Below are 19,129 nucleotides of genomic sequence, written 5' to 3'. Positions count from 1 at the left end.
ATCACCCTTGCTGTGTCAGTTGCGCGGCTTCTCGCGAAGCTCGAACGACTCGACGATGTCACCGATCTTGATGTCGTTGTAGCCGTTGACGGTCAGACCACACTCGAAGCCCTCGCGGACCTCGGACGCGTCGTCCTTGAACCTCTTCAGCGACGACAACTCGGTGTTGTCGACCACCACCGCGCCGTCCCGGATCAACCGGACCTTGGCGTTGCGGCGGATCAGCCCACTGGTCACCCAGCAACCGGCGATGTTGCCCACCTTCGAGGAGCGGAAGATCTCGCGGATCTCCGCCTGGCCGAGGGTGACCTCCTCGTAGATCGGCTTGAGCATGCCCTTCAGGGCCGCCTCGATGTCGTCGATCGCCGCGTAGATGACCGAGTAGTACCGGACATCGACGCCCTCGCGCTCGGCCAGGTCACCGGCCTTGCCCGCCGGCCGCACGTTGAAGCCGATGATGACGGCGTTCGACGCGATGGCCAGGTTGACGTCGTTCTCGTTGATCGCACCGACACCGCGGTCGATGACGCGGAGGTTGACCTCGTCGCCGACCTCGATCCGGACCAGGGCGTCTTCCAGCGCCTCGACCGAACCGGACACGTCGCCCTTGAGGATGAGCAGCAGTTCCTGCGTCTCGCCCTTCTCCATCGAGGCCATGAAGTCCTCGAGGGTCCGGCGGGCACGACGCTTGGCGTTGGCTGCCGCCCGGGCGCGAGCTTCGCGCTTCTCGGCGATCTGCCGTGCCATCCGGTCGTCGTCGACGACCAGGAACTTGTCACCCGCACCCGGTACGGCGGTCAGACCGAGCACCAGCACCGGACGCGACGGCGTGGCCTCCTCGACCGGGTCGCCGTGCTCGTCGAGCATGGCCCGGACCCGGCCGTACGCCGGTCCCGCGACCATCGAGTCGCCGACCCGCAGCGTGCCGCGCTGCACCAGCACGGTCGCCACCGGACCACGGCCCTTGTCCAGGTTGGCCTCGATCGCGATGCCCTGGGCCGGCATGTTCGGGTTGGCCCGCAGGTCCAGCGCCGCGTCCGCGGTCAGGACCACGGACTCCAGCAACCCGTCGATGTTGATCCGGGACTTCGCCGAGACGTCGACGAACATGGTGTCGCCGCCGTACTCCTCGGGCACCAGGCCGTACTCGGTCAGCTGACCGCGCACCTTGGCCGGGTCCGCACTCGGGACGTCGATCTTGTTCACCGCGACCACGATCGGGACGTTCGCCGCCCGGGCGTGGTTCAGCGCCTCGATCGTCTGCGGCATCACGCCGTCGTCGGCCGCGACCACCAGGATGACGATGTCGGTGGCCTGCGCACCACGGGCACGCATGGCGGTGAACGCCTCATGACCCGGGGTGTCGACGAAGGTGATGGCCCGCTGCTCGCCGTCCACCTCGGTCGTCACCTGGTACGCACCGATGTGCTGGGTGATGCCACCGGCTTCCTTGGCCACGACGTTGGCTTCGCGGACCGCGTCCAGCAGCTTCGTCTTACCGTGGTCGACGTGACCCATCACGGTCACCACCGGCGGCCGCTTGACCAGGTCGTCCTCGTCGCCCTCGTCGGAGCCGAAGTCGATGTCGAACGACTGCAGCAGCTCGCGGTCCTCGTCTTCGGGGGACACGACCTGGACGTCGTAGTTCAGCTCGGTGCCGAGCAGTTCCAGGACTTCCTCGTTGACCGACTGGGTCGCGGTCACCATCTCGCCGAGGTGGAACAGCACCTGCACCAGCGACGCCGGGTCGACGCCGACCTTCTCGGCGAAGTCCGTCAGCGACGCACCACGGGCGAGGCGCACGACTTCGCCGTCACCGTGCCGGACGCGAACGCCGCCGACTGCCGGCGCCTGCATGTTGTCGAACTCCTGGCGCTTCGCCCGCTTCGACTTGCGGCCACGGCGCGCCGGACCGCCCGGACGCCCGAAGGCACCCTGCGTCCCGCCACGACCACGGTTGCCCGCACCCGGACGACCACCGCCGCCACCGGGCGGGCCGCTCGGGCCGCCGCCGCCGGGACGGAAGCCACCGCCGCCGCCACCGCCGCCACCGCGCGGACCGGCACCCGGTCCACCGGAACCGCCACCGGGACGGCCACGGCCACCAGCGCCGCCGCCTCCACCGCCGCCGCCCGGACCGGACGGACGACCGGTGAACGTTCCGGCCGAGGACTTCGGCATCATCGCCGGGTTGGGGCGCGGCGCACCGGGCACACCACTCGGACGCGGCCGGTCGTTGCTGCGACCACGGTCGTCACCACGGGACTGCGGCGGACGCGGCGCCATCCCGGCCGGGCTCGCACCCTGACCGGAACGCTCACCTTGACCACCCTGGCCGGGGCGCGCTCCACCGCGCTGCATGCCCTGGGTCGAGCTGAACGGGTTGTTGCCCGGACGCGGCGCACCCGGACGGGGCCCACCGCCCTGGCCACCCGGACGCGGCGCACCGGGGCGCGGGGCGCCGGGACGGGGCGCATTGCCCTGGCCACCAGGCCGCGGCGCACCCGGACGCGGACCGGATCCCGGCCCACCCGGACGCGGACCCGGCCGGGTCGACTGCTCGGCGGCCGGACGCTGCTGTGCCGGAGCGGCCGGCTGAGCGGCTGCCGGGCTGGGCGCCGGCGCTGCCGGCGTGGCCTTGGCGGCCGGTGCCTCGAACGACGGCGCCGCCGGGGTCTCGGCCTTGGCCGCCGGAGCGACCTCGGCGGGAGCGGTCTCCTGCCGCGGCGCGGGCTTCGGGCCCGGACGCGGCCCCGGCTTCACGCCTGGGGTCGGAACCGACTTCACCGGAGCCGGAGCAGACTCCACCTTCTCGGCCACCTCCGCCTTGGGGTTTGCTGCGACCGGCGCCGGGGTCGCCTCAGCGGCCGGCGCGGGGCGCTCGGCCGGGGCCGGCTGGGTTTTCTTTGCCGGCTCGGCAGGCGCGACCGGTGCGGTCGCCTGCGGCGCGGCAGACGTGCTCGCGGCGGCCTTCTTGGCCGCGCGCTTCTTCGGCGGGTTCTTCTCGAAATCCTCCGCCAACCGCCGGACGACAGGTGCCTCGATCGTCGAGGATGCCGACCGGACGAACTCGCCCATGTCGTTCAGTCTGGTCAGAACGACCTTGCTGGTAACTCCGAGCTCCTTCGCGAGCTCGTAGACCCGGACCTTTGCCACTACTCTCCCTCTGGTCCGAGCCTGGGCGCGGACCGTTAATTGACGTACGTGCTCATCGCTTTGCACTCATCGGTAGACACTCATCGAGTGGTCATGAGTCGATGACCCGCCTTCAGTTCGTCGCGACGGTCGTCGCGGGCGGCCGGGTGGCCGCACTTTCGGTACTGCTTTCGGTACTGCGCTGTGCGACATGTTCCCGCACGAGCGCCAGATCAAGCGGACCGGGGACCTTGAAGGCCCGCGGAACCGCTTTACGCCGCTCGGCGAGGTCGAGGCACGCGGCCACCGGGTGCAGATGCGCCCCGCGGCCAGGCGCCCGACGATCGGGATCCGGGAGAACACGTCCTCCGGACACCGTCATCCGCAGCAGGTCAGCCGGACTGGACCGCTTCCGGCACCCGATACAGGTGCGCTCCCGGGACTTGCCAGGGCGCGCGTCTGCAGTCACTTGGTACGTGATCCTCAGGGTGTGGTTGCGACTCAGTCGACCGACCGAGAGATCAGTCTACCTTCTCGTCCTCACGAGTCACATCCGTATCCGGCCGGATGTCGATCCGCCACCCGGTCAGCCGGGCGGCCAGGCGGGCGTTCTGCCCTTCCTTGCCGATCGCGAGCGAGAGCTGGTAGTCGGGGACGACGACCCGCGCGGCACGTGCCGCGGCGTCGACCACCTCGACAGATGTAACCTGCGCCGGGGACAGCGCATTCCCGACGAAGGTGGCCGGATCGTCGCTGTGGTCGATGATGTCGATCTTCTCGCCGTGCAACTCGTGCATGATGTTGCGCACCCGCTGGCCCATCGGCCCGATGCACGCGCCCTTCCCGTTCACCGACGGGTTCAGCGTCCGGACGGCGATCTTGGTCCGGTGACCGGCCTCCCGCGCGATCGCGGTGATCTCGACCGTGCCGTCCGCGATCTCCGGGACCTCGAGCGCGAACAGCTTCTTGACCAGGTTCGGGTGGGTCCGGCTGACCGTGATCTGCGGACCCTTGAAGCCCTTCCGGACGCCCACGACGTACACCCGCAACCGGGAGCCGTGCTCGTACTTCTCCCCCGGCACCTGCTCCGGCGCCGGCAGCACCGCCTCGATCTTGCCGAGGTCGACCATCACCGAGCGCGGGTCGCGCCCCTGCTGGACGACTCCGGAGACGATGTCGCCCTCCTTGCCGGAGAACTCGCCGTACCGGACCTCGTCCTCGGCGTCGCGCAGCCGCTGCAGGATGATCTGCTTGGCCGTGGTGGCCGCGATCCGGCCGAAGTCGGCCGGGGTGTCGTCGTACTCGCGGGCCACGGTGCCGTCCTCGGCGAGCTCGCGGGCGAACACGGTGACGTGCCCGGTCTTGCGGTCCAGCTCGACGCGAGCGTGCTGCTGAGCGCCCTCGGTCCGGTGGTACGCGACCAGGAGGGCCGCCTCGATCGCCTCGACAACGACCTCGAGGGCGATGTCCTTCTCCCGCTCCAGTGACCGCAGCACGGCCATGTCGATGTCCATGTCAGTTCTCCTCCACCGTGCCGTCGGCAGGTGTTTCTGATTCGTCGTTGCCGGCGGGCCGGTTGAATTCGATCTGGATCTTGGCCTTCTCGACGTCGGCGTACGCCACCGTCTGCCGCTTGCCGTCCACGTCCAGCTCGGCCGCCTCCTCGGAGGCGGACTTGATCCGGCCGGTCAGCTTGCCGCCCGCGGTCAGCGTGACCGCGACCAGCCGGCTGACGTTGCGCCGCCAGTGCCGGGGCAGGGTGAGCGGCCGGTCGACGCCGGGGCTGGAGACCTCCAGCGTGTAGGCGCCGTCGCCCATGATGTCGTCGGCGTCCAGTGCCTTGGAGATCGCCCGGGTCACGTCGGCGACGTCGTCCAGGCTGATGCCGCCGTCGCGGTCGACGAGCACGCGCAGCAACCGGCGGCGGCCGGCCGGAGAGATCTCCGCGGCCTCCAGGTCGCAGCCGAACTGATCGACGACCGGCCGCAGGAAGTTCTCGAGGCTCGTGGTGTCCGTGTGGTCAGTCCTTCGGCTCACAGGTTGACCTGCCTCTCTCTCCAGTTGTGCACCCGTTCCACCCCCGGCGGTCCGGCCGAGGGCAGTAGCCCACCATATCCGGCCGGTCGCAGTGCTCAGGTCACCGGCTCGTCCCAGACCGGTCACCGGCGCGTCACCAGGTATCGTTCCGCCGTGCCGATCGAACCCCGCCGCGTGTCCCGCCGCAGCCTCCTGGTGAGTGCGGCCCTGGTGCCCGGAGCCGTCACGCTGGCCGGCTGCAAGGACGATCCGGCCGGGAGTACGCCGGGCGCCGTCAACCCCTCGTCGTCCGATGGGCGCGCCCAGGAGACGCCGACCGCCGACCCCGCGGTCGTCGCCGCACTCAGCACGGCGGCGACCCAGGTCACTCTATTATCCCTCGCGTTCGCGGTGACGAGCCGGAAGTTCCCGGCGCTGCGGACCCAGCTCGCGGCCGGCGCGAAGTACCACGCCAGTCACCTGGCCAAGCTCAAGGAGACCGCCGGGGTCACGGCCGCCGCCGGCAAGACACCGGCCGTCGCGGGGACGTCGTCGGCCGCGCTCACCGCCCTGGCCAAGCAGGAGAAGGCGGCGGCGATCGCCCACGCCGCCGCGGCAGCCAAGGTGTCCGGCGCCCCGGCCCGCCTGCTGGCGATGATCGCCGCCGCCGAGACCCAACTGGCGACAACCCTGACCCCGAACAAGAAGGCCAACGCCTCGTGACCCAGCTCGAAGCTCTGCAGGCCGCGCTCGCCGGGGAACATGCGGCCATGTACGGCGTGGGCGTGGCCGGCGGGAAGCTGAGTGGCGCCCGCTTCAAGGCCGCGACCGACTGCTATGAGCAGCACCGCGACAACCGCGACCACCTGAGCGCCCTGGTCGTCGCCGCCGGTGAGACTCCGGTCGCCGCGGAACCGGCGTACGACCTGCCCCAGGCGGTCACGAACGCGGCCACCGCCGCCGCCCTCGTCCTGCTGATCGAGCGGCGAGTGGCAGCCGTGTACGGCGACCTGGTCGAGGCGGCCGAGCAGCCGGCCGTCCGGGCCTTCGCCATCGAGAGCCTGCTCGCCGCCGCGAGCGCCCAGGTTGCCTGGGGCAGCGCTCCGGTGGCCTTCCCCGGCGCGGTGTGAGATGGCCAGATCCTGTCCGTGTGGGCTCGACGCCGCCTATGACGACTGCTGTGGCCGCCTGCACCAAGGCCGTACGTCGGCCAACACAGCCGAGCAACTGATGCGCTCGCGCTACTCGGCCTTCGTCGTCGGCGATGTGCCGTACCTGCTGCGCAGCTGGCACTCCTCGACGCGCCCGGTCGACCTCCAGCTGGATCCGGACCTCGTCTGGACCGGTCTCGAGATCCTGAACACCACCGATGGAAGCCCGTTTCACACCGAAGGAACTGTCGAGTTCCGCGCGCACTACGCACTCGACGGCCGCCCGGGCCACCAGCAGGAGAACAGCCACTTCACCCGCGAGAACGGCACTTGGGTGTACGTCGACGCTCTCTCCGGCGGCGCCACAGGCCGATGATGCCGGTGTTGTAGGTGTTCTAGGCGCCTAGGACGTGCTGGATGCCTGCTACCGCGGCACCGCGCGCCCAGTCGGTGAAGGTCAGCGGGGTGGTGAGGACGTCGAGCGTGCAGCGCTGGGTCTCCAACGGCCCCGGGCGAAGCCGATCCGCGATCGTCTCCTGCAGAGCCGGCGAGTCGGTGAAGGCGGCGACGTCCTCGCCACCCAGCACGATGCAGGTCGTCTGGAGCGCCCCGGCGAACGACGCCACGACGTGTCCGAGTGCCCGGGCGGCGTCGTCGAGCCGACGGGTGGCGGCCGGGTCGCCGCCGGATCGGGCCCGGACGAGGTCGTGCAGGGTGACCGGGTGGCCGACGGCCGCCGACGCGTTGCGCTCGAGATCCTCCCGGTTGAGATAAGCCGCCGCGCACCCCCGGTGGCCGAGGCTGCAGGTGGGCCCGCCGCTATCGACGGGCGAGTGGGCCAGTAGGTGACCGTTGTCGATCAGTTCCTCGACGGCGACGCCGTCCCGGACGACGCCCACGCCGAGACCGGCGCCGACGGTGACGATGCCGAAGGTCGAGTGGGTGCGGCCGGCCCCGAACCACAGTTGGTCGCGAGCCAGCGCGGTGACGTCGTTGGTGACGATGACCGGCAGACCGATCCGGTCTCGCAGCGGTCCGCCGAGATCCACATCGCGCCAGCCCAGGAAGGTCCCCTCCCGGACGACCGAACGGTCCGCGATCACCCCGCCGACGGACACCCCGATGCCGTCCACGGTCGGCACCTTCGGAGCGAGCCTGTTCGCCAGCTGCGCGATGAGCTTGACGGTGGCCGCAACCGGCACGACACCGCTCTCCTCGGGCCCGGGCAAGGCCGCCCTCGTCGTGGCTTTGACCTCGCCGAACAGGTCGCAGACGACGCCGTACGCGGTGTCGCCGGTGAGCTTGACGCCGACGACGTGCCGGGCACTGGGCACCGCGGTCAGGATCTGGCGCGGTCGGCCGATCGCTGCCGCGGGCTCGAGGTCCTCGGTGGCCATGCCGCCGAGGATGAGGGCGCGGGCCAACCGGGACATCGAAGCGTACGAGAGATTGAGCCGGTCGCCGAGATCGCCGCGGGTCGCCGGGCCGTGGACCAGCAACTGGCGGGTAACGGCGAGCTCCCCCGCGGTCAGGCCCCGCTCACCGGCCGATCGTTCCGACGTGCCAGTCACCATCTGCCTAGTTTACAAAGATGCGACGTGACCCTTGTCACACTGACCATCCTGGCTTATTTTCAATCTGACTGTAAATAGCCCAGGCCCCCGGCTATCAGTCCCCAGGCGAAGGAGAGCTGATGGCCACCACAACCACGATCCGGCCGGCGAAGGCCGGTCGCGCCAGGAACGGTCCGCGCGACGACACCCGTCTGGCGCTGCTGTTCATCCTTCCCGCACTGATCGGCTTCGGAGTCTTCCTGGTCTGGCCGACCCTGCGCGGGATCTACCTCAGCTTCACGAAGTTCAACCTGCTCACGCCGCCGGAGTTCAACGGTCTGGACAACTACGTCCGGATGATCCACGACCCGGTGTTCTGGAACGCGTTGAAGGTGACGCTCTACTACGTGATCCTGAACATCGGCTTCCAGACGGTTATCGCCCTGGTGATCGCAGTCATGATGCAGCGCCTGACCCAGCGGACCTGGCTGCGCGGCATCGTGCTCACGCCGTTCCTCGTCTCGAACGTGGTGGCCGCGATGGTCTTCCTCTGGATCCTCGACTACCAGCTCGGCATCGCGAACAACATCATCGCGGCGATCGGCCTGGACCGGATCCCGTTCCTGTCCGACAGCGCCTGGGTCATCCCGACGATCGCCTTCATCAATGTCTGGCGGCATGTCGGCTACACCGCGCTGCTGATCTTCGCCGGTCTGCAGATGATCCCCGAGACCGTCTACGAGGCGGGCCGCATCGACGGCGCGAGCGAAGTCCGGATGTTCCGCAGCATCACAGTGCCGCTGCTGCGCCCGATCCTCTCACTGGTCCTGATCATCACGGTGGTCGGCTCGTTCCAGGTCTTCGACACAGTGGCGATCGCGACGCACGGTGGACCGGTCGATTCCTCCCGGGTGCTGCAGTACTACATCTACGACGTCGCGTTCGGGCGCTTCCAGTTCGGCTACGCGTCGGCCATGTCGGTGGCGCTGCTCGTCGTCCTGGTGATCGTGACGTTCGTCCAGTACCGGCTCACCCGCGCCGAGTCCTCCGACCTGGCCTGAGGAGCGACCATGACCACCGACACCACCCCGAAGGTCGCCGCCGCGCCGCCCACAGTTGTCAGGGAACGCGCGGCCACCCCGAGCGAGCCACACCGGTTCAGCGCCGGTCGCGCACTCGCCTGGACGTTCATGATCCTGGTGATCCTCGTCAGCCTGTTCCCGTTCTACTGGATGCTGCGTACGGCGCTGTCCAGTAACAACGCCCTCTACTCGGGTTCCGGCAGCCTGCTACCGGTGCAGACCTCGGCCGGCGGCTTCGAGCGGGTCTTCGGCCTGCAGACCGGGCAGGAGGCCATCGATGCCGGTGGCGCCGGGCAGGCGCTCAACTTCTGGCGCTACCTGTTCAACTCCGTCGTCGTCGCCACGCTCATCACTGCCGGGCAGGTGTTCTTCTCCGCGATGGCGGCGTACGCGTTCGCGCGGCTGCAATGGAAGCACCGTGAGAAGTTCTTCGCGTTCTTCCTGGGCGGCCTGATGATTCCGGCGATCTTCACGCTGCTGCCGAACTTCGTGCTGCTCAAGCAACTCGGTCTGGTGGACACCCTGATCGGGATCGCCCTGCCGACCATGTTCATGACGCCGTTCGCGGTGTTCTTCCTGCGCCAGTTCTTCCTCGGGATCTCCCGCGAGGTGGAGGAGGCCGCGCTGATGGACGGCGCTTCCAAGGTCAGGGTGTTCTTCCGGCTCATCCTGCCGATGTCGGTGGCCCCGATCACGACGCTGGCGATCCTGACCTACATGGCGGCGTGGAACGAGTACTTCTGGGCGCTGATGGTCAGCTACACCGACAGGTCGCGCGTCCTCACCGTCGCGCTCGGCGTCTTCAAGTCCCAGACGCCGCAGACCGGCCCCGACTGGTCCGGCCTGATGGCCGCCACCCTCGTCGCCGCCCTGCCGATGCTCGTGCTCTTCATGCTCTTCGCGAAGCGCATCGTCAACTCCATCGGCTTCAGCGGGATCAAGTGAGGAGCCCGGCATGATCACCTTCCGGCAACGGATCCGCACCGCCGCGGTCGCTCTGCTCACCGCCGCGGCCTTGACCGCCTGCAGTAGTACAACCGGTAGCAGCGCGAACGGCACCATCGAGTACTGGCTGTGGGACTCGGCCCAGCAGCCGGGCTACCAGAAGTGCGCCGACGCGTTCGCCAAGGCCAATCCCGGCCTGAAGATCCACATCTCGCAGTACGGCTGGGACGCCTACTGGTCCAAGCTCACCGCCGGCTTCATCGCCGATACCGCACCCGATGTCTTCACCGACCACCTGTCGAAGTTCGCCCAGTACGTCGATCTGAAGGTCCTCCGCCCCCTCGACGACCTCGGCCCGACCAGTGGGATCAAGGACGGCGACTACCAGCAGGGCCTGGCGGAACTGTGGAAGGGCCAGGACGGCAAGCGGTACGGCGCACCCAAGGACTGGGACACGATCGCGATCTTCTATGACGGCGCCGCACTCAAGGCGGCGGGCGTGGATCCCGCCGAGTTGGAGAACCTCACCTGGAACCCCCAGGACGGCGGCACGTTCGAGAAGCTCGTCGCGCATCTCACCATCGACGAGAAGGGCGTCCGGGGCGACGAGCCGGGGTTCGACAAGTCGCACGTCAAGACGCATGGCCTCGCCTCCGAAGGCTCCGGCGGCGGTGGCTGGGGCCAGACGCAGTGGTCGGCGTTCGCCGGCAGCGCCGGCTGGCAGGCGACCGACAAGAACCCCTGGGGCACCAAGTTCAACCTGGACCAGCCGGCCCTGCAGGACACGCTGAGCTGGTACTTCGGCATGGTGCAGAAGGGCTACATGCCCAGCTACGAGGAGATCGGCGGCGCGAACGCGATCGGCACCGACAAGCAGATCCAGTCCGGTACGGCGGCCATGGGCCTCAGCGGGTCGTGGATGATCTCCAGCTTCACCAAACTCACCGACTCCTCCGGCAAGAAGCTGGACATCGGGCTGGCACCGACCCCGATCGGGCCGAGCGGCAAGCGGGCGTCGATGTTCAACGGCCTGGCCGACTCGGTCACCACGCTGTCGAAGCAGCCCGAGAACGCCGCGAAGTGGGTCGCGTTCCTGTCCGGCGCGGAGTGCCAGAACATCATCGGCCAGTCCGGCGTCGTCTTCCCGGCCCGGCCGGCCGGCACCCAACTGGCGATCGCCTACAACAAGTCCGAGCGCAAACTCGACGTCACCCCGTTCACCCGGCAGGTCGTCGACAAGACGACGTTCCTGTTCCCGGTGACGACGAACGCCGCCGACATCGCGGCGCTGATGGCGCCACGCTTCGACGCCGTCTACATCGGCAGCTCGCCCGTCAGCTCGTTGACGAAGCTCAACACGCAACTCGACGAGCTGTTCAAGGTCGCCCAGTAGCGCAAGGCCGGGTGGACCGCGTGGCTCCACCCGGCCGGCCGGCGCCGATCGACCCGTCCGACGTCCAGCCACGTCACGGGTTGTGACGGGTCGTGACGGGTGAGGATCGTCCGGACCGGGTGAGGTCTCCGGTACGTACGGGCAGTGAGGCTGGTGGGATGAACACTGACCTCGATCGGGGACTGACCAGCCTGTTCGTCGTCGCGCTGGTGGCCGCCCTGACACCTGTGCTCGTCGGGTTGCTCAGCCGGTTGCGGATCCCCCAGGTCGTGGTGCTCATTGTCGGCGGCGTGGTGGTCGGGCCGCAGGTTCTCAATCTGGCCGACCCGGGCAGCATCGTCCTGCTCTCGAACGTCGGTCTGGGGTTCCTGTTCCTGCTGGCGGGCTATGAGCTCGACTTGGCGGTCTTCCGGCAGCGGGCCGGCAAGCTTGCCATCGTCGGGTGGCTGGTCACTGTGGCGCTGGCCGTTGCGGTCGTCGGGGCGCTCGCGGCGCTGGGCGTTGTAGACGCGTTCGTGCCGGTCGCGCTCGGTCTGACGACGACGGCGCTCGGAACGCTGTTACCGATCCTGCGGGACAACAACATGCTGCGCGGGTCGTTCAGCTCCTACGTCCTGGCCGCCGGGGCGGTCGGGGAGTTCCTGCCTGTCGTGGCCATCGCGATCTTTCTCGGGTCGCACGGCCGGTTCATCGGGCTCATCTCACTGGTCGCCGTGGGCGTCCTCGGGCTCCTGCTCAGTCTGGCGCCCAGACTGAGTCGTGGCGGCCGGATCGCGCAGATCCTGTCGGAGGGACAGGACGCGACCTCGCAGACGACGCTGCGGTGGACGGTCGCGATGTTGCTGCTCCTGCTCGTCATCGCCGCCGACTTCGGGCTCGACGTCGTCCTGGGGGCCTTCGTGGCGGGAGTCGTCCTGCATCGGTGGGCGCCCGGGAACGTCGAGGGACTGGACCGCAAGCTCGATGCCGTCGGCTACGGCTTCTTCATTCCCATCTTCTTCGTGTCCTCAGGGATGAGTCTCGACCTGGACTCGATCATCAAGGCACCTGGGCGGCTGTTCCTGTTCTTCCTCCTGCTGCTCGTCGTGCGCGGGCTGCCGACGCTGGCGGTGTACCGAACCGCGCTGCCCCGACAGCGACGGTTCGAACTCGTCTTCGTGGTGTCGACGGCGTTGCCGCTGCTCGTCGCCCTCAGTGCGATCGGACTCGAGACCGGCGAGATGCTGCCCGAGAACGCGGCCGCGCTGGTGGGCGCGGGCGTCTTGTCGGTGCTGGTGTACCCGGCGATCGCCGTCGCCATCGACCGCCGGCTCGCCCGCACCCACGACGAGACCGGCGAACCCCTGCCTTAGCTGTCCGCCGCTCAGGTCGCCGCCGCGTCCGCCGCCCCGCGCGCGGCCGGAATGCCTACCGTGGCGTACCGGCGGTTGGACCTCGCGCCATCCAGCGCGGCGTCGAGCGTGATGGCCGCGTCGATCAGAGCCAGGTGCGTGAAAGCCTGCGGGAAGTTGCCGAGTTGCTGACCGGTCCGGCCGATCTCCTCGGAGAACAGACCCACGTGATTGGCGTAGGTGAGCATCTTCTCGAAGATCAGTCGTGCCTCGTCGAGGCGGCCCGCCCGGGCCAGGGCGTCGACATAATTGAAGGTACACAGCGAGAACGTGCCCTCGTCACCGGCCAGCCCGTCCGGTGAGGCGGCCGGGTCATAGCGGTAGACGAGGCTGTCGACCACCAGCTCGGCCTCCATCGCGTCCAGCGTCGACAACCACATCGGATCGGTGGGCCCGATCGCGCCGACTGTTGCCATGCGCAACATCGACGAGTCCAGCACGGTGTCGCCGTAGTGCTGCACGAACGCCCCGAGCTTCTCGTTCCAACCACGCTGCAGGACCTGGTTGTGGATCGCGTCCCGGGTCGTCACCCACTGGCCCACCGAGCCCGGCAGGCCCCGCTCGGTGGCCAGCCGGATGGCCCGGTCGAAGGCTACCCAGCTCATCACCCGGCCATAGGTGAAGTCCTTCTGCCCGCCGCGGGTCTCCCAGATCCCCTCCCCCGGCAGGTCCCAGTTCTCGCTCAGCCAGTCGACGATGCCCCGCAGGGCGGCCCACGTCTGGAGGTCGACGTCGATCCCGTGCTGGTCGGCGAAGTAGATGCTGTCCAGCGCTTCACCGTAGATGTCCATCTGCCGCTGCTCCGAGGCACCGTTGCCGATCCGTACCGGCCGGGAGCCGCAGTAGCCCTCCAGGTGCTCGAGGGTCTCCTCGGTCAGATCGGACGACCCGTCCACGCGGTACATGATGTTCAGCGGGCCGCCTTTCCCGCCGGCCTTCTCCTGAACGCGGTCACGCAACCAGCCGCAGAAGTCCGCCGCCTCCTCGGTGAATCCGAGGCCGAGCAGCGCGTAGACGGAGAACGACGCATCCCGCACCCAGGTGTAGCGGTAGTCCCAGTTGCGCTCGCCGCCGAGCTGCTCGGGCAACCCGGCCGTCGGAGCCGCGACCAGTGCTCCGGTAGGCGCGTACGTCATCAGCTTGAGCGTGATCGCCGACCGCTGCAGCATCTCCCGCCACCGGCCGGTGTACGTCGACTGCGACAACCAGTCGCGCCAGAACGCGGTCGCGTCGTCGAACATCGCGGTGAACTCCGCGACCCGGATCTCCCGCGGTGGTCCTTCGGCCGCCGACTCCAGCACCAGCCCCCGGGTCTGCCCGGCCGACATCTCGTAGTCGATGTGGATGTCGCCGCCGTCGAGCCGTACCTGCGCCAGCCGCTCGTCACCCGGCTCACGGACCGCGTGCAGCGTCAGGCTCAGGTCCTCCGTCACGAAGACCGCCCCGGGCCCGATCACCTGCGTCTCGTGCTCCTTGCGGCCGTAGTCGAACCGGGGCGCGATGTCGACCTCGAAGGCGATCCGGCCCCGCACGCACCGCATCACCCGCAGGATCCGGTGGTTCGCGGTGGGCTGCTTGCCGGCCGGCGGCATGAAGTCGACGACCTCGCCGACGCCGTCCTCGGTCAGGAAGCGGGTGATGAGGATGGCGGTGTCCGGGAGGTACAGCTGCCGGCTGGTCACGCCTTCGCCGGTCGCCCGCACCCGGAAATAGCCGCCGCGTTCCTGGTCGAGCAGCGCCGCGAAGACGCTCGGCGAATCGAACCGTGGACAGCAGAACCAGTCGATGGACCCGTCCGTGGTCACCAGCGCAGCGGTCTGCAGGTCGCCGATCAACCCGTGGTCGGCGATGAGTGGGTAGTCAGTCATGAGGGGTCGTCTCCGGTTCGGTTGTGATACAGGTCGACGCCACCGGGCACGACCTGCTGCATCGTGAAGGCACGTTCGCGCTCCGATCGGTCCCCGGCGCCGCTGCTGGTTCGCTCGCTCATCGATCGGCCCCCTGGATCATCCGGCCGGGTCATGCCAGCTCGCGCCGGGCGGCAGCAGGGCGTCGGCCTCCTTCGGCCCCCAGCTGCTCTTGGCGTACGGAACGACGGGGACGACGTCACCGAGCACGGGCTCGACCACTCGCCAGGCCGCCTCGACCGTGTCCTGCGCAGCGAAGAGCGACTGCCGGCCGCGGAGCGCCGCCCCGATCAGCCGGTCGTACGGTCGCTGGTCGGATCCCGGCACCTCGGCGAAGGTGAGGTGCTCGGGCTGCGCGGTCCAGCCGGCGCCGGGCTTCTTGCCGCACAGGATGAGCCCGACCTCGCTCTCCGGCCAGATCCGGAACCGCATCTCGTTCGCGGCGCCGGAATCCCCCAGTCCGAAGATGTCCTGCGGTGGGCGGTGGAAGCGGATCATCACCTCGGTCGCGGTGACCGGCAGGCATTTCCCGGCCCGAATCGCGATCGGTACGCCGGCCCAGCGCCAGGTGTCGAGAGCGAGCCGGATCGCGACGTACGTCTCGGTCCGCGACGTGGGATCGACACCGGCGACGTCCAGGTAACCGTCGTACTGCCCGCACACCGTGTCGGCGGCGGTGAGCGGTCGTAGTGACTTGATCACCGCGGACTTCTGCGCTCGCCAGGTCGCGTCGTCGAACTGGCCCGGCGGATCGGCCGTCACGCACGCGAGCACCTGCAGCATGTGGTTCTGGAGAACATCGCGGATCGCCCCGGTGCGGTCGTAGAAACTGCCGCGGTCGGATACGTCGAAGTTCTCCGCCATGGTGATCTGGATGCTCGCCACGTGGTCGCGGTTGAGCAGCGGTTCGACCACCGAGTTGGCGAAACGCGCGAACAGCACGTTCTCCAGCGGGTCCAGGCCGAGCCAGTGGTCCACCCGGTAGATGGCGTCCTCGGGGAAGACCTTGTTCATGGTCGCGTTGAGCTCCTGGGCGCTGGCGAGGTCGGTGCCGAACGGCTTCTCGACCATCACCCGGGCCCCGTCGGTCTTGCCCGCACCCGCGATGCCCTCGGCGATCCGGCCGAACAGCGGCGGCGGCACCTCGAGGTAGAACAGGGCTCGTTTCCCGGCGCCGATCTCGTCGGCCATCGCGGCGTACGTCGCGGCGTCGTCGAGGTCGCCGTCGATGTAGCGCAGGAGGCGGAGCATGCCGGCTGCCGCTGGGGTGTCGGCGTCGATCCCGTTGGCCCGTAACGACGCTGTCGCGTACGCGCGGAACTGGTCGAGTCCCCAGCCGCTCTTGGCCACCCCGATGATCGGTACGTCGAGCACGCCCCGATCGACCAGCCCGACCAGGGCGGGGAAGGTCTCGAGCTTCGCGAGATCACCGGTCGCGCCGAAGATGACCAGTGCGTCCATGTCGGCGGTTGGCATGGTGGTTCTCCTAGTCACTCCGGGTGCGCTGGGCTCAGCCGAGCCGGTCGAGGATGTGGTCGCCGACCCGCAGCGCGTTCGCGATCGCGGTCAGCGAAGGGTTCACGGCACCGATGCTCGGGAAGAAGCTGGTATCGACGACGTAGAGGTTGTCGACGTCGTGCGCCTTGCAGTTCACATCGAGGGCCGAGCTCTGTGGGTCGTCGCCGAACCGTACTGTGCCCGCCTGGTGCGCGGTGGCGCCGATGGGCATCCCCATGTGCAGGTAGATGCTGACGGCGAGACGCCGTCGTGGTGCCGCAGTTCGCCGAAGTCCTGCGGCCGCAACCGGAACAGGGCGGCGCCGTAGAACTTGGTGTTGCCGCCCACGTAGTAGTTGGTCTCCGGCGGGAACTCGTGGCCGTGCTCGTCGTACCAGAACTCCGGTGCGCGGTACCGGCCTTGGACGAACACCGCCGTGGAGTCCCAGTTCTCGCGTTCTCGCGGCAGATAGTCCCCGCGTTCGAGGAGCAGGATCCGCTTACCGGACGGTGCCAGCCGATGGGCCAGTGTGCCGCCTCCCGCTCCGGTGCCGATGATGACCACGTCGTAGTGCTGACCGTCCGCCATGTCTCCAGCCTTCGACGGGTACGGGCCGGATGCCTCATCCCGGTTGGATGACTGACCTAGGTGCTCAAGCGGTGACGGAACACGAAGTACGACCAGGCCTGGTAGAGCAGCACCAGCGGGAGGAACACCGCGGCGACCACGCTCATCACCGTCAGCGCATAGTTGCCCGAAGCCGCGTTGTGCACGGTGAGGCTGTTCGCGGGGTCAGTGCTGGACACCAGAACCTGGGGGTAGAGGGCGGCGAACAGTCCCGCCACGGAACAGACCGTCGCCGCCGCCGACAGCAGGAAAGCGAACCCGTCGCGTTCCTGGTGCACGGCCCAGATGGAGACGACCAGTGCTGCCGGGGCGACCACCAGGACCACGACCGGTCCCCAGCCGTGGTCTGCGACGATCAGGATCCAGACAGCGAAGGCCGTGACCACCACGAGTCCGGCCCAGCCGATCCATCGAGCGGCGCGGTGCGCCCGCTTGCGCAGCTCACCGGTTGTCCTGATACCGAGGAACGTCGCCCCGTTCAGGAGGCAGAGCACCACCATCGTCAGCCCTGTCCACAGGCCGAACGGCGTGAAGAGGTCCCAGAACGTGCCGGTGAACTCGCCGTTCGCGTCGATCGGCAGACCGGCCACCAGATCGCCGAGCGCGATCCCGAGCACGAGCGGCGCCAGCAGGCTGCCGGTTGTCAGCGTCCCGCTCCACAGCCGGCGCCAACCGGGCTGGTCGACCTTGCCACGGAACTCGAAGGACACGCCGCGGATGATCAGCGCCACCAGCAGCAGCACGACGGCGAGGTAGCTCGCCGAGAACCAGGTGGCGTACCAGTCGGGGAAGGCGGCAAAGATCGCCGCACCGCCGACCACCAGCCACACCTCGTTGCCGTCCCAGAACGGACCGATGGTGTTGATGGCCACCCGGCGTTCCAGGCTCGTCCGGCCGACCACCCGGTGCAGCATCCCGACCCCGAAATCGAAGCCCTCCAGGACGAAGAAGCCCGTCCACAGGATCGCGATGATCACGAACCACAGCTCGGGTAGTCCCACACCCGCCTCCCGGGTCAGTCGCTAGTAGGTGATCGCCGGTGTCCGGGGATCACCCGAGGGCTCGCCGTCGGCGTGCTCGAGCTCGAGACCGCGCCGTGCGTAGCGCAGCATCAGGAAGAGGTAGACGATCCCGAGCAGCACGTAGACGGCGACCAGCACCCCGACGCTGATCGCCAGCTCGGTCGTGCTGACCGAGGTGGACACGCCGTCCGCGGTCTTCATCAGCCCCTGGACGAGCCACGGCTGGCGCCCGTTCTCGGTCAGCATCCAGCCGGCCGTGTTCATCAGGAACGGCGCCAGCACCGCCCACGTCGCCACGGCGAGGAAGACCCGCGACGCCGTGAGTTTCTTGCGGTACAGCAGCCAGGCGCCCCAGAGGGCGAGCAGCGTGATCAGGCTGCCGAGGTACGCCATCACCCGCATCGACCAGTACTGGATGAACACGTTCGGCACGTAGTTGCCGGCGCCGTACTGCTGGACGTCGGCCGCCTGCAGTTCGTTGAGACCTTCCACCTCGCCGTTCCAGGTGCCGGTGGCGAGCAGGGACAGCAGATGGGGTACTTCGAGCAGCTGGGTCGGGGTCTCGTCGTTCCTGCCGCCGCCGACCTGAAACAGCGAGAAGGAGCAGGGCTGACAGGTCTCCCACTGTGCCTCGGCGGCCGCGATCTTCATCGGCTGGTACTTCGCCTCGATCACACCCAGCTGGCTGCCGACCGCCAGCGCCAGGATCGAGACTGGGACCAGGACGACGATCGCGAGTTTCGCCGAGCGCCGGAAAAGCCCGCCGTGCTCGGTGCGCCGGAGTTGCCACGCGGACACTGCCAGCATCAGCACGGCGCCGGTCACCAGCGAGGCCAGGATCACGTGGATGAAGCCCCAGAGGAACACCGGGTTCGTGAACAGGTCCCCGATCGAGCTGAGCTCGGGCCGCCCGGTCTGGGCGTTGGTCTTGTAGCCGACCGGGTGCTGCATCCACGAGTTCGCGGCCATGATGAACGCGGCCGAGAGCGACGCCCCGACCGCGACCAGCCAGATCGTGGCGAGATGGATCCGCCGGGGCAGCACGTTCCAGCCGAAGAGCCACAACCCCAGGAACGTCGACTCCAGGAAGAACGCCGCCAGCCCTTCCATCGCCAGCGGCGCGCCGAAGACGTCGCCGACGAACCGCGAGTAGGCCGACCAGTTCATGCCGAACTGGAACTCCTGCACCAGCCCGGTGACGACGCCGACGGCGATGTTGATCAGCAGCAGGGTCCCGAAGAACCGGGTCAGCCGTTTGTGCTCCTCCTGGCCGGATCGGTACCACTGGGTGTGCAGTACGGCCACCAGGAAGGCCAGCCCGATCGTCACGGGCACGAACACGAAGTGGTAGATGCTGGTGGTCGCGAACTGGATGCGTGCCAGGTCGGTCGGGTCCATCTCAGGCCTTCG

General features: G+C 68.8%; 18 protein-coding genes. 7 read left to right on the top strand and 11 right to left on the bottom strand.

Going from position 1 to position 19,129, the window contains the following annotated elements; genetic code table 11:
* Positions 1 to 15: 15 nt before the first annotated feature.
* From infB to rimP, 4 genes are all read right to left on the bottom strand, one after another.
* Positions 16 to 3,156 (bottom strand): translation initiation factor IF-2, encoded by a 3,141-nt coding sequence (gene infB, locus OG555_RS29945; RefSeq protein WP_329475898.1) that lies wholly within the window; start codon positions 3,154 to 3,156, stop codon positions 16 to 18.
* Positions 3,157 to 3,268: 112 nt separating this feature from the next.
* Positions 3,269 to 3,517 (bottom strand): YlxR family protein, encoded by a 249-nt coding sequence (locus OG555_RS29940; RefSeq protein ID WP_329484895.1) that lies wholly within the window; start codon positions 3,515 to 3,517, stop codon positions 3,269 to 3,271.
* Positions 3,518 to 3,656: 139 nt separating this feature from the next.
* Positions 3,657 to 4,649, bottom strand: coding sequence for a transcription termination factor NusA (gene nusA / locus OG555_RS29935; protein ID WP_329475897.1), 993 nt, complete (start codon positions 4,647 to 4,649; stop codon positions 3,657 to 3,659).
* A gap of 1 nt (position 4,650) precedes the next feature.
* Complete coding sequence (gene rimP / locus OG555_RS29930; protein ID WP_329475896.1) at positions 4,651 to 5,172, bottom strand: ribosome maturation factor RimP; 522 nt, start codon at positions 5,170 to 5,172, stop codon at positions 4,651 to 4,653.
* A 153-nt stretch (positions 5,173 to 5,325) separates the two neighbouring features.
* Between rimP and OG555_RS29925 the strand changes: the two genes are divergently transcribed.
* The 3 genes from OG555_RS29925 to OG555_RS29915 are packed head-to-tail and all read left to right on the top strand — an operon-like array spanning position 5,326 to position 6,678.
* The gene (locus tag OG555_RS29925; RefSeq protein ID WP_329475895.1) at positions 5,326 to 5,874 is read left to right on the top strand and encodes a cell division protein FtsK; all 549 of its coding nucleotides are present in this window, start codon (positions 5,326 to 5,328) and stop codon (positions 5,872 to 5,874) included.
* On the top strand, positions 5,871 to 6,281 hold the full coding sequence (locus OG555_RS29920; RefSeq protein ID WP_329475894.1) for a ferritin-like domain-containing protein: 411 nt from the start codon (positions 5,871 to 5,873) through the stop codon (positions 6,279 to 6,281). The genes OG555_RS29925 and OG555_RS29920 overlap by 4 nt, the downstream gene beginning before the upstream one ends.
* Position 6,282: 1 nt before the next feature.
* On the top strand, positions 6,283 to 6,678 hold the full coding sequence (locus OG555_RS29915) for a YchJ family protein (protein WP_329475893.1): 396 nt from the start codon (positions 6,283 to 6,285) through the stop codon (positions 6,676 to 6,678).
* A gap of 19 nt (positions 6,679 to 6,697) precedes the next feature.
* Here OG555_RS29915 and OG555_RS29910 read toward each other — a convergent pair whose 3' ends face one another.
* Positions 6,698 to 7,876: an ROK family transcriptional regulator gene (locus OG555_RS29910; protein WP_329475892.1), complete on the bottom strand. Its 1,179-nt coding sequence runs from the start codon at positions 7,874 to 7,876 to the stop codon at positions 6,698 to 6,700.
* A 119-nt stretch (positions 7,877 to 7,995) separates the two neighbouring features.
* On the opposite strand from OG555_RS29910, the gene OG555_RS29905 reads away from it, so the two are divergent.
* From OG555_RS29905 to OG555_RS29890, 4 genes are all read left to right on the top strand, one after another.
* A complete protein-coding gene (locus tag OG555_RS29905; protein WP_329475890.1) occupies positions 7,996 to 8,916 on the top strand; it encodes a carbohydrate ABC transporter permease in 921 nt (306 codons plus the stop codon).
* 9 nt (positions 8,917 to 8,925) lie between these two features.
* The gene (locus tag OG555_RS29900) at positions 8,926 to 9,882 is read left to right on the top strand and encodes a carbohydrate ABC transporter permease (RefSeq protein ID WP_329475889.1); all 957 of its coding nucleotides are present in this window, start codon (positions 8,926 to 8,928) and stop codon (positions 9,880 to 9,882) included.
* Between the two features lie 10 nt (positions 9,883 to 9,892).
* A complete protein-coding gene (locus OG555_RS29895; protein ID WP_329475888.1) occupies positions 9,893 to 11,275 on the top strand; it encodes an ABC transporter substrate-binding protein in 1,383 nt (460 codons plus the stop codon).
* Between the two features lie 158 nt (positions 11,276 to 11,433).
* Complete coding sequence (locus OG555_RS29890) at positions 11,434 to 12,627, top strand: cation:proton antiporter (RefSeq protein ID WP_329475887.1); 1,194 nt, start codon at positions 11,434 to 11,436, stop codon at positions 12,625 to 12,627.
* A gap of 11 nt (positions 12,628 to 12,638) precedes the next feature.
* Here the strand turns inward: OG555_RS29890 and OG555_RS29885 are convergent, their stop codons facing one another.
* The 6 genes from OG555_RS29885 to OG555_RS29860 all read right to left on the bottom strand — a co-directional run bounded on the left by OG555_RS29885 (position 12,639) and on the right by OG555_RS29860 (position 19,117).
* Complete coding sequence (locus tag OG555_RS29885) at positions 12,639 to 14,534, bottom strand: glycoside hydrolase family 15 protein (protein ID WP_329475886.1); 1,896 nt, start codon at positions 14,532 to 14,534, stop codon at positions 12,639 to 12,641.
* A gap of 138 nt (positions 14,535 to 14,672) precedes the next feature.
* Positions 14,673 to 16,049: a glucose-6-phosphate dehydrogenase gene (gene zwf, locus OG555_RS29880; RefSeq protein ID WP_329475885.1), complete on the bottom strand. Its 1,377-nt coding sequence runs from the start codon at positions 16,047 to 16,049 to the stop codon at positions 14,673 to 14,675.
* A gap of 34 nt (positions 16,050 to 16,083) precedes the next feature.
* Positions 16,084 to 16,302, bottom strand: coding sequence for a GMC oxidoreductase (locus tag OG555_RS29875; protein ID WP_329484893.1), 219 nt, complete (start codon positions 16,300 to 16,302; stop codon positions 16,084 to 16,086).
* Positions 16,224 to 16,658 carry an NAD(P)-binding protein gene (locus OG555_RS29870; RefSeq protein WP_329475884.1) on the bottom strand — a complete coding sequence of 145 codons (435 nt, stop codon included), beginning with the start codon at positions 16,656 to 16,658 and terminating at the stop codon, positions 16,224 to 16,226. Before OG555_RS29870 ends, OG555_RS29875 begins: the two co-directional genes overlap by 79 nt.
* 56 nt (positions 16,659 to 16,714) lie before the next feature.
* Positions 16,715 to 17,698: a cytochrome d ubiquinol oxidase subunit II gene (gene cydB, locus OG555_RS29865; RefSeq protein ID WP_329475883.1), complete on the bottom strand. Its 984-nt coding sequence runs from the start codon at positions 17,696 to 17,698 to the stop codon at positions 16,715 to 16,717.
* Positions 17,699 to 17,719: 21 nt separating this feature from the next.
* Positions 17,720 to 19,117, bottom strand: coding sequence for a cytochrome ubiquinol oxidase subunit I (locus OG555_RS29860; RefSeq protein ID WP_329475882.1), 1,398 nt, complete (start codon positions 19,115 to 19,117; stop codon positions 17,720 to 17,722).
* Between the last annotated feature and the right edge of the window lie 12 nt (positions 19,118 to 19,129).

Source organism: Kribbella sp. NBC_01484 (assembly GCF_036227145.1).
In the GTDB taxonomy this organism is placed as follows: Bacteria; Actinomycetota; Actinomycetes; order Propionibacteriales; family Kribbellaceae; genus Kribbella.
Note: the sequence above shows the minus strand (reverse complement) of the source record. Positions and strands in the feature narration are given on the sequence as shown.

Coding starts and splice junctions, on each gene's coding strand:
- OG555_RS29940 (WP_329484895.1), bottom strand. CDS start 3,517: ATGACGGTGTCCGGAGGACGTGTTCTCCCGGATCCCGATCGTCGGGCG.
- nusA (WP_329475897.1), bottom strand. CDS start 4,649: ATGGACATCGACATGGCCGTGCTGCGGTCACTGGAGCGGGAGAAGGAC.
- OG555_RS29915 (WP_329475893.1), top strand. CDS start 6,283: ATGGCCAGATCCTGTCCGTGTGGGCTCGACGCCGCCTATGACGACTGC.
- OG555_RS29910 (WP_329475892.1), bottom strand. CDS start 7,876: ATGGTGACTGGCACGTCGGAACGATCGGCCGGTGAGCGGGGCCTGACC.
- OG555_RS29905 (WP_329475890.1), top strand. CDS start 7,996: ATGGCCACCACAACCACGATCCGGCCGGCGAAGGCCGGTCGCGCCAGG.
- OG555_RS29900 (WP_329475889.1), top strand. CDS start 8,926: ATGACCACCGACACCACCCCGAAGGTCGCCGCCGCGCCGCCCACAGTT.
- OG555_RS29895 (WP_329475888.1), top strand. CDS start 9,893: ATGATCACCTTCCGGCAACGGATCCGCACCGCCGCGGTCGCTCTGCTC.
- OG555_RS29890 (WP_329475887.1), top strand. CDS start 11,434: ATGAACACTGACCTCGATCGGGGACTGACCAGCCTGTTCGTCGTCGCG.
- OG555_RS29885 (WP_329475886.1), bottom strand. CDS start 14,534: ATGACTGACTACCCACTCATCGCCGACCACGGGTTGATCGGCGACCTG.
- zwf (WP_329475885.1), bottom strand. CDS start 16,049: ATGCCAACCGCCGACATGGACGCACTGGTCATCTTCGGCGCGACCGGT.
- OG555_RS29875 (WP_329484893.1), bottom strand. CDS start 16,302: ATGCCCATCGGCGCCACCGCGCACCAGGCGGGCACAGTACGGTTCGGC.
- OG555_RS29870 (WP_329475884.1), bottom strand. CDS start 16,658: ATGGCGGACGGTCAGCACTACGACGTGGTCATCATCGGCACCGGAGCG.
- OG555_RS29860 (WP_329475882.1), bottom strand. CDS start 19,117: ATGGACCCGACCGACCTGGCACGCATCCAGTTCGCGACCACCAGCATC.